The organism is Paraburkholderia sp. MM6662-R1 (genome assembly GCF_050436245.1).
GTDB classification, from domain to species: domain Bacteria; phylum Pseudomonadota; class Gammaproteobacteria; order Burkholderiales; family Burkholderiaceae; genus Paraburkholderia; species Paraburkholderia tuberum.
Genome location: NZ_JBNDLV010000004.1, coordinates 2,780,742 through 2,793,464, shown reverse-complemented (window position 1 = coordinate 2,793,464; position 12,723 = coordinate 2,780,742). Strand labels below are relative to the sequence as shown.

The 12,723-nt window shown below is 65.5% G+C and carries 10 protein-coding genes; 2 read left to right on the top strand and 8 right to left on the bottom strand.

The window, feature by feature from the left end; all coding sequences use genetic code 11:
- Positions 1-186 precede the first annotated feature (186 nt).
- Entirely contained in the window at positions 187-882 is a 696-nt protein-coding gene (locus tag OKW39_RS42660) for a YceH family protein (protein WP_429565440.1), read from the top strand.
- 55 nt (positions 883-937) lie between these two features.
- Here the strand turns inward: OKW39_RS42660 and OKW39_RS42655 are convergent, their stop codons facing one another.
- The 6 genes from OKW39_RS42655 to OKW39_RS42630 form a co-directional block, all read right to left on the bottom strand.
- Positions 938-1,456: an SLATT domain-containing protein gene (locus tag OKW39_RS42655; RefSeq protein WP_429565439.1), complete on the bottom strand. Its 519-nt coding sequence runs from the start codon at positions 1,454-1,456 to the stop codon at positions 938-940.
- 22 nt (positions 1,457-1,478) lie between these two features.
- Entirely contained in the window at positions 1,479-2,522 is a 1,044-nt protein-coding gene (locus OKW39_RS42650; protein ID WP_013091688.1) for a rod shape-determining protein, read from the bottom strand.
- A 146-nt stretch (positions 2,523-2,668) separates the two neighbouring features.
- Positions 2,669-3,526 (bottom strand): IclR family transcriptional regulator, encoded by an 858-nt coding sequence (locus tag OKW39_RS42645; RefSeq protein ID WP_429334599.1) that lies wholly within the window; start codon positions 3,524-3,526, stop codon positions 2,669-2,671.
- 90 nt (positions 3,527-3,616) lie between these two features.
- Positions 3,617-4,345 (bottom strand): SDR family NAD(P)-dependent oxidoreductase, encoded by a 729-nt coding sequence (locus OKW39_RS42640; RefSeq protein ID WP_018425118.1) that lies wholly within the window; start codon positions 4,343-4,345, stop codon positions 3,617-3,619.
- Positions 4,346-4,358: 13 nt separating this feature from the next.
- A complete protein-coding gene (locus OKW39_RS42635; protein ID WP_090809979.1) occupies positions 4,359-5,660 on the bottom strand; it encodes an MFS transporter in 1,302 nt (433 codons plus the stop codon).
- A 105-nt stretch (positions 5,661-5,765) separates the two neighbouring features.
- The gene (locus OKW39_RS42630; protein ID WP_090809981.1) at positions 5,766-6,287 is read right to left on the bottom strand and encodes a 2,4'-dihydroxyacetophenone dioxygenase family protein; all 522 of its coding nucleotides are present in this window, start codon (positions 6,285-6,287) and stop codon (positions 5,766-5,768) included.
- Between the two features lie 276 nt (positions 6,288-6,563).
- Here OKW39_RS42630 and OKW39_RS42625 point away from each other — a divergent pair, with 276 nt between their 5' ends.
- Positions 6,564-7,982 carry a trypsin-like peptidase domain-containing protein gene (locus OKW39_RS42625; RefSeq protein ID WP_090809983.1) on the top strand — a complete coding sequence of 473 codons (1,419 nt, stop codon included), beginning with the start codon at positions 6,564-6,566 and terminating at the stop codon, positions 7,980-7,982.
- Positions 7,983-8,045: 63 nt separating this feature from the next.
- On the opposite strand, the gene OKW39_RS42620 is transcribed toward OKW39_RS42625, so the two are convergent.
- Both OKW39_RS42620 and OKW39_RS42615 read right to left on the bottom strand, forming a co-directional pair.
- Positions 8,046-9,527, bottom strand: a complete 1,482-nt coding sequence (locus tag OKW39_RS42620) for an efflux transporter outer membrane subunit (RefSeq protein WP_429365453.1) — start codon at positions 9,525-9,527, stop codon at positions 8,046-8,048.
- Entirely contained in the window at positions 9,520-12,717 is a 3,198-nt protein-coding gene (locus tag OKW39_RS42615) for a multidrug efflux RND transporter permease subunit (protein WP_429565438.1), read from the bottom strand. The genes OKW39_RS42620 and OKW39_RS42615 overlap by 8 nt, the downstream gene beginning before the upstream one ends.
- Positions 12,718-12,723: the final 6 nt, after the last annotated feature.

Genomic DNA, 12,723 nt, shown 5'->3' with positions numbered 1-12,723 from the left:
GCGAAACAGAATGTCGATCAACTCACACTAGCAGATGTGGCGGGTTTTGCCGGCGTGCGCGCTTCGCCGGCAGCGTAGATTCGCTCGCCGCGCCGGGCTCGCCGCGTTTATCATAGTGCCCACCTGACAGAACGCGCCGTCCAGCCGCGAACGGCGCGCGCATCTTCCACGAGACCTCGCAATCCCATGAATTCGACTCCCGACGCTCCTTCCCGACCCTCGCTGCGCGCGCTGACTGCGCTCGAAGGACGTGTTCTCGGCGTGCTCGTCGAAAAACAGCACACGGTACCCGACAGTTATCCGTTGTCGCTGAACGCGCTGACGCTCGGCTGCAATCAGAAGACCGGCCGCGCGCCGGTGATGAGCGCGACCGAGGCCGAGGTGCTGACCGCCGTCGACGGCCTGAAACGCCTGAGCCTCGTGTTCGAGGGCAGCAGCAGCCGCGTGCCGCGCTTCGAGCACAACATGAACCGCGTGCTCGGGCTGCCGGGACAGTCGATCGCGCTGCTGACCACGCTGCTGCTGCGCGGCGCGCAAACGGCCGCCGAATTGCGCCTGAACAGCGCGCGGCTGCATGGCTTCGCCGATATTTCGTCAGTCGAGGCGTTCCTCGACGAGCTGGCCGCGAACGATCCGCCTCGCGTCGTCCGGCTGCCGCGCATGGCGGGCGAGCGTGAGAATCGCTGGATGCATCTGTTGTGCGGCGAGCTCAGCATCACCGAAGCCGCGCAGTCCGCGCTCGCCGAGGACGACAGCGTGCCGCTGTCGGCATTCGAGGCGCTGAAGGCCGAGCAGAAGCGTCTCGCCGATGAAGTCAGCCGTCTGCAGGCCGTCGTGCGGCGCATGGCGACCGAGCTGGGCATCAGCGCGGACGATCTGTGATCTGAAACGGAAACGAAAGCGAAGGCGAAGGCGAAGGCGCGCCCCGCCGCCTGTTTCACGCATCACGCCGACGCGGCCTGTCCGCCAGCAACGTGCGCTGAGTGCGATAGAAGATCCGCGGCGGCACGTTCGGCGAGTCTTCGGCGAGACGGTCGAGTTCGGTACGGATCCCGGTGAGGTAGTGCGCTTCGCGCGCATCGGGGTCGCCAACAAACACCGCTTCGAGCCGCCGACGCACCGCGCCGTAGCGCGCACCGGCCGCGCGATGCTTCTCGGCACGCTCCGCATAGCGCAGGAACGTCTGCAACGCGGCCGACAGCGCCGCCGCCACGCTGACGAGCCCAACGACTATCCGCATCTCGATCGACACCGGCGGCGCGCTCAACGACGCGAACACCGCCGTGCCGACGAACGCGGTCAGCGCGGTCACGAGCCAGCCCATGCGGCGCTCGCGCGCCGACAGCAGATCCGCCATGTCGTAATGGCTCATCTGCGATTCGCGCGCGCGGCGAATCCATTTCAACAGCAGCTCGGTTTCGTCGACGGGCGGCTCGTAGGCGGGCAGGGTCGTCATCGTTCAGCGTTCGGCACGCGCATCAATCGTAGGAAAACGAGCTGCCGAACTTCTCGATCCGCTCCAGCGCCATGCCCGAGCCGCGTACGACGCAGGTCAGCGGCGCCTCTGCAACGAACACCGGCAGGCCGGTTTCCTCGGCGAGCAGACGGTCGAGATCGCGCAGCAGCGCGCCGCCACCCGCGAGCGTGATGCCGCGCTCGGCGATGTCCGCGCCGAGTTCCGGTGGCGTCTGTTCCAGTGCGATCTTCACCGACGACACGATCTGATTCAGCGGATCGGTCAGTGCTTCGAGGATTTCGTTGCTCGACACCGTGAAGCTGCGCGGAATGCCCTCGGACATGTTGCGGCCTTTGACTTCCATCTCCATGACCTCGGAGCCCGGAAACGCGGAGCCGATTTCCTTCTTGATCGCCTCGGCGGTCTGCTCGCCGATCAGCATGCCGTAGTTGCGGCGGATGTAGTTGACGATGGCGTCGTCGAACTTGTCGCCGCCGACGCGCACCGAACCTTTGTACACAATGCCGCCGAGCGAGATCACGCCGACCTCGGTGGTGCCGCCGCCGATATCGACGACCATCGAACCGGTGGCATCCGACACCGGCAGGCCGGCGCCCGTGGCCGCGGCCATCGGTTCCTCGATCAGATAGACCTGCGAGGCGCCCGCGCTGTGCGCGGCCTCCTTGATCGCGCGGCGCTCGACCTGGGTCGAACCGCACGGCACGCAGATGATGATGCGCGGCGATGGCGCAAACAGCCGCGACTCGTGCGCCATCTGGATGAAGCGCTTGATCATCTGCTGGGTGATGTTGAAATCGGCGATCACGCCGTCTTTCATCGGGCGGATCGCCTCGATGTTGCCCGGTACCTTGCCGAGCATCTGCTTCGCTTCGCGGCCCACGGCGAGGATGATCTTCTTGCCGTTCGGCCCGCCTTCCTGGCGGATCGACACGACCGACGGCTCGTCGAGAACGATGCCCTTGCCGCGCATGTAGATCAGCGTGTTCGACGTACCGAGGTCGATTGCCAGGTCGTTGGAAAAGTAGCCGCGCAGAAAACCGAACATGCGTATTCCTGTCTTTGCGAAGGCGGGCGCATGAGCGCCGCCGGGAGCTTGTCGGGGTCTGCCGCTTGCACGCGGCGGGCGGCCAGAGCGGCCGCGCGACAGCAAGAATAGCAGTTTATCGGCGGGCGCGGCCGCACTATCGTCCGCTATCTGCCGCTCGCCGGCCCCAGCCGCGCCGCGATCGTGCGGCATGCCGCAAGCAGCGGCTCGATGTAAGTGGCTTGCACATCGTCGCGGCGGCGGAAGGTCGGCATGCTGATGCTCACGCAGCCGGCCGCGCGGCCGTCCGGACCGCGAATCGCGGCGCCGTAGCAGCAGATCGATACTTCGTTCTCCTCGCGGTCTTCCGCGTAGCCGCGTTGCGCGGTCGCGTCGAGCTCGCGGCGCACGGCGTCGAGGTCGGTCAGCGTGTGCTCGGTGAAACGCTCGAGCGGCGCGTTCTTCAGCAGCGCCTCGCGCTCGGCCACGCTGAGTGTCGCCAGATACGCCTTGCCGACCGAACTCGACGTCAGCGACACACGCGTGCCGATGCGCGATGCCATGCGCACCGCGTGAGGGCTTTCGAGCTTTTCGATGTAGACCATCTCGCCCTGGCTGGGCACCGCGAGGTGGATCGTCTCCGATGTGAAGTCGCGCAACGCCATCAACGCATCGACGGCCGCGAGCCGCAGATCCGAGCGCTCCCAGCTATGGCTCGCAAGGTTGATCAGGCGAGGTCCGAGGCCGAAGGTGTTGGCGCTGCCGCTCGCGACGATCAGCCCTTCAGCCTGCAAAGCCGCGACGATGCGATGGACGGTCGGGCGTGGATAGCCGCTCGCCGCGCTCAGCTTCGCGACGTTGGGCGGCGTTGGCGCATCGGCGATCAGTTGCAGCACCGCGATGAACTTCGAGAACGCGGCGGCGCCGGCGACGGCCCTGGAGTCGGCTTTGTCGTCGGCGTGCCCGACAGCATCATGGTCGGCGGCGCCGGCGTGGGAACGGGGTTTGGAAGCGGAACTCGACATCACACAGAGGTAGGGCAGAGCAGGGGTACGCAATTATGCCTTTATCGATGGCGTCAAACGACGGCGGCGCCGCTTCACGCGCCGACTCGATCACGCGACGAGATATCCGCCGTCGACCGGCACGATTGCGCCCGTCATGAACGACGCCGCCGGCGAGCACAGGAACACCGCGACCTGCGCGACTTCCTCCGGCGTGCCCCAGCGACGCAGCGGCGTACGTTCCAGGATCGCCAGCGAGCGGCCATCGTCGTCCTGCAACGCCTGGGTGAGCGGCGTTGCGATCCAGCCCGGCGCAACCGCATTGACGCGAATGCCGTCGGCGGCATAGGCGATCGCGAGTGACTTCGTTAGCTGCGCCACCGCGCCCTTGCTCGCGCTATAAGCCGGCACGAGACCGCCGCCGAAAAAACTCAGCATCGACGCCGTATTGACGATGCAGCCCGCCGACGCCTTCAACGAGTCGCGCGCGGCGGCGCACACGCGCATCGTGCCGTTGAGATTGATATCCATCACGCGTTCGAACACGTCGAGCCGATGTTCTTCGACGCGGCTGATCACGCCGGCGCAGTTGACCACGATGTCGAGACGCTCGAACGCGTTCACCGCGGCCGTGACGGCGTTGCCCGAGCGGACATCCAGCGTGACGCGCGCAATCTCGCGATTGAGCGTATCGGGCGTGCCTTCGGGCAGCGGCAAACCAGCCGCCACCGTGTGCGCGCCAAGCTGCGCGAGCGTGTTGGCGATCGCCGCGCCGATACCGGACAAGCCGCCGGTCACGAGCGCGGTCTTGCCTTCGAGGAGCTGGTTCTGGAATGTCATGGGAGAAGCCGCCTCAGGTGGGTTGGGTCTCGATCGAGCTCGCGAGCGGCGCGGGCGCCACTTCCTGGACGACGAACAGATAGACGAGCGCCGCCGCGAACGCGACGGCCGCGCTGATCAGCAGCGCGTTGACGAACGAATGCGTCCGATCGACGACGATGCCGGTGATCACCGGCGCGAACGAGCCGCCCAGATAGCCACCGAAGTTCTGCATGCTGCCGAGCGACGCCACCAGATGTCGCGGCGCGGCGACGCTGACGAGCGCCCATGCGCTGCCGCTCGACAGGTTCACGAACAGCATCGCGAGCGACACGTAGACGATCGCGAGCGTCGTGCTCGGTGTGTAGGCGGCCGGCACCGTGAATGCGGCCGCGCCGACGAGACCGACGCACAGCGGCCACTTGCGGCTGCGGATCGGCGCCATGCCGCGCTTCAACAGATAGTCGGCGATCACGCCGCTGCTCGCCATGCCGATCGTGCCGAACACATACGGAATCGCGACGAGCCAGCCGGTGTGCGCGATGCTCAGATGACGCTCACGCTCCAGATAGCCGGGCAGCCACGTCAGATAGAGCCACACCATGTAGATCACGCCCATGAAGCCGAAGATCATGCCCCACGTGTTGCGCAGCTTGAACAGCGCGCCCCATTCGGACCAGCTGAGGCCCTGCGGGTTCTCCTGGCCGGTCGCGCCTTCGTTCAGATGCGCGGTTTCTTCTTCGGTCAGCGCGATTTCGCTGCGATTACGATAGACGAGGTACCACGCGAGCGCGACGACAACGCCGACCACGCCCATGATGACGAACATCGTTCGCCATCCGAAGGAAAGCATCAGCACCGTGAGCAGCGGCGGCGCGATCATCGGCGCAATGGTGGATGACGAGATGAAGGTGCCGATCGGCGTGCCGCGCTCGCGGACCGCGAACCATTCGCTGACGACTTTGGCGCCGGCCGGAAACAGCGGCGCCTCGGCGATGCCGAGCACGACGCGCGCCGTGAGAAAGTGATTGAGCGTCTGGATGAAGCCGCCCGCGACCTGGGCGATCGACCACACGAGCATGCCGAGGCCGAGCATCACGCGCGATCCGAAACGGTCCAGCAGCGCGCCGACCGGCAACTGCGCGAACGCATACGACAACGAGAACGCGGACAGCAGCAGCCCCATCTGCGAAGCGGACAGATGCAATTCCTCGCTGACCAGATGATTCGCGATCGACAGCGTGCTGCGGTCGAGATAATTGACGATGCCCGCCACCGTCAGAAAGACGACGGCGACCACCTGGATACGTTTCAGACGCTGCGACTTCTGAAGCATGTTTGTCTCCTGCGCAATGGGTCCTGCTGTGTGGGAATGGTGTTGCCGTGCCTGTCGGTATTGCGGTGTCCTGGCCGTTGGTTCTGTTGGGGCTTGCGCGGCCTTTTACCGGACGAACTGCTCGACGTAGTCTTCGCCGAGGCCCACCGCCGCGTAGTGCTTGCGGCACATGTCGATCTTCGTGAATACGTCTTCGTAACCGGTGTAGTTCCCGTACGGATCGCAATAGAACATCACGCCGTTGACCTGGAAGTACGTGATCATTTCCTCGACGTCCTCGGGCACATATAACGTATGCGTTTCGCCCGGCGGCTCGTACACGTAGCTGCCTTCGGTCGCGACCCAGTCATGCTCGAGATAACGCCAGCGGCCCTTGAGCACCATGCCGTGCACGGCCTGCGGATGACGATGCCGGCTCAACACACCCGAGCGGCGTACGCGCAGCAGATTCATCCAGTATCCCTGCGACGCATTCAGGCACAGTGGGCGGAACGACACGTTTTCTGCCTGCGGGACCCACACGCGTTCGTCGGTCGGAATCGCGAAGGGCACGACGATTTCCTTTTGCGCTTCCTTCGGGAACGGTAGCTGGTACGGCGTCAGGTCGGATTGATTGGCCTCTGGCATGGGAAATTCCTCGCGAAGTGTGCAGAAAAAAGAAATGTCCACATTGTGGATAAAAAGTCCATAATATGGTTATTATCGGAACCGCTTTGGGTGGGGTCAATCCTGGGGAAATTACTGGTCAGGCACGATAAAGCGACGCCGCCGCACGACACGGAAAAAGCGCCTAAAACAAGGCCTGCGCGCGCATTCTGATCGAACACCATCTTTAAGTCTGCTTTAAGTGGAGGCCACTACATTACGCATCCTCCACGTAACCCTCCGCAAGACTCCCTGACTATGACCACCAAAAACTATTGGCGCGGTAGCGCTGCGATCTGCGTCGTCCTCGCAATCGGCGGCGCGTACGCTCTCAGCCATCGCAATGCCGATGCGTCGGTGAACGACGCGCAGGGCCCGACGTCGTCGCTGCACGCGGCGGCGGATGTCGTCGGCTCGCGCTCGTCGGCACCGGACTTCTCCAGCATCGTGACGCGCTATGGCCCGGCGGTCGTGCATATCGGCGTGAAACAAGCCGCGTCGGTCGACGAGAACGGTCAACGCAAGAGCGGCGGCGAAGCGCTCGGCTCGGGTTTCATCATCAGCCAGGACGGGTACATCCTGACCAACAATCACGTCGTCGACGGCGCGACCAGCGTGACCGTGAAGCTCACCGACGGTCGCGAATTCCACGCGCGCGTGATCGGCAAGGACAAGGCCACCGACGTCGCCGTCGTCAAGATCGACGCGACCAATCTGCCGACCGTGAAGATCGGCAACCCGGACAGCAGCAAGGTCGGCGAATGGGTCGTGGCGATCGGCTCGCCCTACGGCTTCGACAGCACGGTGACCTCGGGCATCATCAGCGCGAAATCGCGCTCGTTCTCCGACGATAGCCCGATCCCGTTCATCCAGACCGACGTGCCGGTCAACCCGGGCAACTCGGGCGGTCCGCTGTTCAACCTGAACGGCGAAGTGATCGGCATCAACTCGATGATCTACTCGCGCACCGGCGGCTTCCAGGGACTGTCGTTCGCCATCCCGATCGACGCGGCGATGCACGTGAAGGACCAGCTCGTGAGTACCGGTCACGTGAGCCGCGGCCGCATCGGCGTGGGCGTGCAGCCGCTCAGCGCCGACAAGGCCAAGGCGCTCGGCCTCGACTCGACGGGCGGCGCACTGGTCGGCTCGGTCGATCCGAATGGTCCCGCGCACGCAGCCGGTCTGCGCCAGGGCGACGTGATCGTCGGCGTGAACGGCAAGCATATTGGTAACACGACCGAATTGATCGGTCAGGTCGCGCAACTGTCGCCGGGCAGCAAAGCGACGATCAGCGTGTGGCGCAACGGCGGCGAAAGCAAGCTGGCGGTGACGGTGGGCGCGCAGCAAGCGTCGGACATGGCGTCGGCCGCGCCACGCGAAGAGCAGCAGGAACAACCGCAGCAGCAAAACCGTCCGCGTCTCGGCGTCGCCGTGCGTGCGCTGACTCAGGACGAACAGCAGCAAGCGCAGCTGCCGGGCGGCGTGGTGGTGCAGCAGTCCACCGGTCCGGCCGCCGAAGCCGGCATTCAGGCGGGCGACATCATCGTTGCGGTCGACGGCAAGGTGATTCACGGCGTCGAGCAACTGCGCCGCATGATCGCTCAGGCGGACGACAGCGTGTCTGTCACCGTGGTGCGCGATGGTGAACAAGCATCGGTCGACGTAACGCTTGGCTGATGACTAGAACCCGCCGGTGCAATGCCGGCGGCGGGCACGACGCGCTGCTGTGGCGCGCGTGCCTCAGTTGGACGGGTGGCCCCCCTCAGCGTGAGACGTGCTTTGCGTGACGTTCCGCGGCTCGTCGGGCCCGCCCCCCAATGCGACGTAAAGCGACACCCCGTTCTGCAAGGCCGTCGCCCGAAGCTGGATCAGCTGCTGCTCGGCGGCAAACTGATTGCGTCGCGCATCCACCACCTCGAGATAGATCGAGATCCCGTTTTCGTAGCGCAGCTCCGCCGTTTCGGCGAGTTGCCGCTGCGCCTGCACCGCCTGTTCCTGCGCCGCGATCTGTTCCTTGTAGCGTTGTCGCGCGACCAATGCGTCGGACACTTCACGAAACGCGTTCTGCACCGTGCGCTGATAATCGGCGACCAGTTCGTCGCGTCGCGCGCGCGCCTGCGATAGTTGCGCCTGGCGCTGTCCCGCATCGAAGATCGGCATGCCGACCAGCGCGCCGAACGACCATGCCTGCTTGGCCGGCACGAACAGATCGCCGAGTTCGGGCGACACATATCCGAAGCTACCCGTCAGCGCGATGCGTGGAAAAAAGTCCGCGCGAGCGGCGCCGATGTCGGCATTGGCTGCGCGCAGTTGCTGCTCGGCCTGCTGGATATCCGGCCGGTCGATCAGCAGTGCGGAGGGCAGGCCCGCATCGAGCTCGCGGAACTGCGCGGCGTCGGCGATCGGCGGCGCCGGCGGTAGCGACCCGCTGAGCGGCCCGCCGATCAGCACCTCGAGCAGATGGCGCTGCTGCGCGGTGGTCCGTTGCAGCTCGGCCAGTTGCGTCTGTGCCTGCGTGACCAGAATGGCCGCCTGGTCGTAATCGACCATCGACGTGACGCCCGCGTCGAGCCGCATCTTCGCGACTTCCAGCGCGTAGCGCCGACTGTCGAGCGTCTGTTGTGCAAGCTCGATGCCTTCCTCGCCCGAGCGGATCGCGTAGTAGTGCGACGCGACATTGCCGATCAGCGACAAACGGAACGCGTGCTGCGCGTCGACAGTGGCCAGATATCGACGCCGCGCGGCTTCGCTGGTGTTGCGCACGCGCCCCCAGAAGTCGAGTTCGAACGACGTCACCGCGGCCTGCACGTTGTACTGGTTGAACTGGACCGAGATGTCCGTGTTGTCGAACTCGGGATCGAACGAACCGAGTGGCGCCCTGGTGCGGGTCGCACCCGCGTTCGCATTGACCTGCGGCAAACGCGCGGCGTTCTGGATGCGATAAAACGCGCGCGCCTGCTCGATGCGCGCGATCGACGCGGCGAGATCGCGGTTATGCTCGAGCGCCGCCTCGATCAGCAGCTTCAGTTGCGGATCGGCGAAGAAGGTCTGCCAGTCGACTTCGCTTGCCAGATGCGCGGCGGCCGGATTGGCGGTCTCCGTCGTGTCGAAACGATCCGCGATCGGCAATTGGGGCTGCTGATAGTTCGGCGCAAAGTTGCAGGCGGCGAGCGAGCAGCAGAAGAGGGGCAGCACCAGGCGCACATGAAGGCATTTACGCATCGCGCTGCCCTCCACCCGAATCGCGCGGCATGCTTGTCGGCAGATCGTCATCGTCGAGATCGGTGCTGCGTTTCTTGCGGCTCAGCCAGCGTCGCGCGGCGACATAGAACAGCGGCGTAAAGAAGACGCCGAACATCGTCGCGGTCAGCATGCTGCCCATCACGCCGGTGCCGACCGCGCGGCGGCTCGCCGCGCCCGCGCCGGTCGCGAGCACGAGCGGCAGCATGCCCAACACGAACGTGACGCTCGTCATCAGAATCGGGCGCAGACGCTGCTGTGCGCCGCTTTTGGCGGCGGCTAGCGCGTCCCTTCCTTCGGATTCCTCCTTGATCGCAAATTCGACGATCAGAATGGCGTTCTTCGCGGCAAGGCCGATGATCGTCACGAGGCCGATGTTGAAATACACGTCCGCGGACAGTCCCCGCAGCATCGTCAACAGTACCGCGCCGATCACGCCGAACGGGATGATCAGCAACACCGCGACCGGAATCGCCCAGCTCTCGTACAGCGCCGCGAGCAACAGGAACACGACCACGAGCGACAGCCCGAGCAGCATGCCGATCTGGCCGCTCGCCTGTTTTTCCTCGAGCGCGGTGCCGGTCCATTCGTAAGTCAGGTTGCCGGTCAACACGTGCGACGCGATGCGCTCCATCTCGGCGATCGCCGCGCCGCTCGAGCGGCCGGGCGCGGCCTGACCCGACAGCGTCGCGGACGGAAAGCCGTTATAGCGTTCGAGCTGCTGCGGTCCGGAAATCCAGCGCACGCGCGTGAACGCCGAGAACGGCACCATCTCGCCGCGGTTATTGCGCAAGCGCAGCGAAGTCACGTCCTCGGCACGCATGCGTTGCTCGGCGTCCGCCTGCAACAGCACGCGCAGCACGTTGCCCTCGAACACGAAGTCGTTCACGTAGTTCGAGCCGAACGTCAGCGCAAGCGCCTGGTTGACCTGACCGATTTGCAGGCCTAATGCGCGCGCCTTCACGCGGTCGATATCGACATAAAGTTGCGGCGCTTCCGGCATGCCCTCGGCGCGCACGCCCGCGAGAAGGGGGCTTTGCGACGCCTCGATCATCATCCGCCGCGCGGCCTGTTGCAGCGCTTCGCCGCCGATGCCGCTGCGATCCTGGATCTTCATCGTGAAGCCGGTCGCGTTGCCGAGCGACGGAATCGGCGGCGGGTCGAGCGCAAAAATGATCGCCTCGGGAATCTGCCGAAACGCCGCATTCGCGCGACGCACCAGCGCGCTCGCCGAATTGGCCTCGCCCGAGCGCTCGTCCCACGGCTTCAGATCGACGAACGACAGGGCCGCCGATTGCCCCTGGCCAAAGAAGCTGAAGCCCGTCACGGACGCGACGTTGCGCACTTGCGGCTGGGTTCGCAGAAACGCCTCGACCTGGTCGATCGCGCGCTGCGTGCGCTGGTCGGTCGAACCCGGCGGGCCGGTATACGTGATGAAGATATGCCCCTGGTCCTCGGTCGGCAGAAAGCCTGTCGGCAGCCGCGTGAAGAAAAACACGGTGATCGCGCAGGCCGCGACGAACACCAGCAGCCAGCGCAGCGGCGAGCGCAGCATCGCATCGACGCCCACGATATAGCGTGTGGTGCCCGCGTCGAGCCCACGATTGAAGCCGTCGAACACGCGATGCAGCAGACGCGAAGCCGCGTTCTTCGGCCGCTCTTTGGCGGCCGCCTCGCTGCGCAACAGCGCCGCGCACAACGCCGCGCCGAGTGTCAGCGCCAACATCGTCGACAGCAGGATCGACACCGCGAGCGTGACCGAAAACTGCCGGTAGATGCCGCCCGTCGAGCCCGGAAAAAACGCCATCGGAATGAACACCGCGACGAGCACCAGCGTACTCGCGATCGCCGCGCCCGATATCTGCCCGATCGCCTTCACCGTTGCGCGCGGCGCGCCGAGCCCTTCCTCGCGCATGATGCGCGCGACGTTTTCGACGACGACGATCGCGTCGTCGTTGAGGATACCGATCGCGACCACCATGCCGAACAGCGACAGAATATTGATCGACAGCCCGAACAGGTAGAGCCCCGCGCACGTGCCGATCAACGCGATCGGCACCACGATCGTCGGGATCACGGTCGCGCGCCAGTCCTGCAGGAACAGGAACACCACGACCGTCACGAGCAACAGCGCCTCGACCATCGTGCGGATCACGCCATGCACCGAGGTCGTGATGAACGGCGTGGTGTCGAACGGCACGGTCCACGCGACGCCGCGCGGGAAGATCGGCTGCAATTCGGCCATGCGCTGGCGCACCGCGTTGGCGACTGCGAGCGCGTTCGCGCCGCTCGCGAGCTGGATCGCGATCCCGGCCGACGCCTTGCCGTTGACGGTCAGGCGGTTGCCGTAGCTGTCGTTGCCGAGCTCGACGCGCGCGACGTCGCCCACCCGCACGGTCGAGCCATCCGGATTCGCGTGCACGATGATTTCGCGGAACTGCTCGGGCGTCGTGAAGCGGCTTTGCGTGACGATCTGCGCGGTGAACTCGGAGCCCGGCGCGATCGGCTGATCGCCGAGGCTGCCGCCCGCGGTCTGGCTGTTCTGCTCCTGGATCGCCTGCAGCACCTCGCTGGCCGACAGCCCAAAGCCCGCGAGCTTGCGCGGATCGAGCCAGATCCGCATCGCGTACGACGAGCCGAACAGCTGCACGTCGCCGACGCCGTCGATACGGCGCAGCTCGTTGACGATGTTGTTCGACGCGAAGTTGCCCATCGCGACGGCGTCGGTGGTGCCGTCGGTCGCCTGCAGTGCAAGCAGCATCAGAAAGCCCGACGACGCCTTCGTCACGCTCAAGCCGATCTGACGGACTTCGAGCGGCAGGCGCGGTTCGACGCGGCTCAGACGGTCCTGCACCTGAGTGCGCGCGATGTCGAGATCGGTGCCGGGCTTTAGCACCACGGTGATCTGCATCGTGCCGTTCGAGCGGCTCACCGACGACATGTACAGGAAATTCTCGATGCCGTTCAGCTCGTCTTCGACGATCGACGTGACGGTACGCTCGAGCGTGCTCGCGTCCGCGCCGCTGTAGACCGCGCTGATGGTGAGCGACGGCGGAGCGACGTCGGGGTACTGCTCGACCGGCAGCAGCGCGAGCGCGATCGAGCCGAACAGCACGATGAAAAGGGCGATGACCCACGCGAAGACCGGCCGGGCGACGAAGAATCGATTCATCGGCGA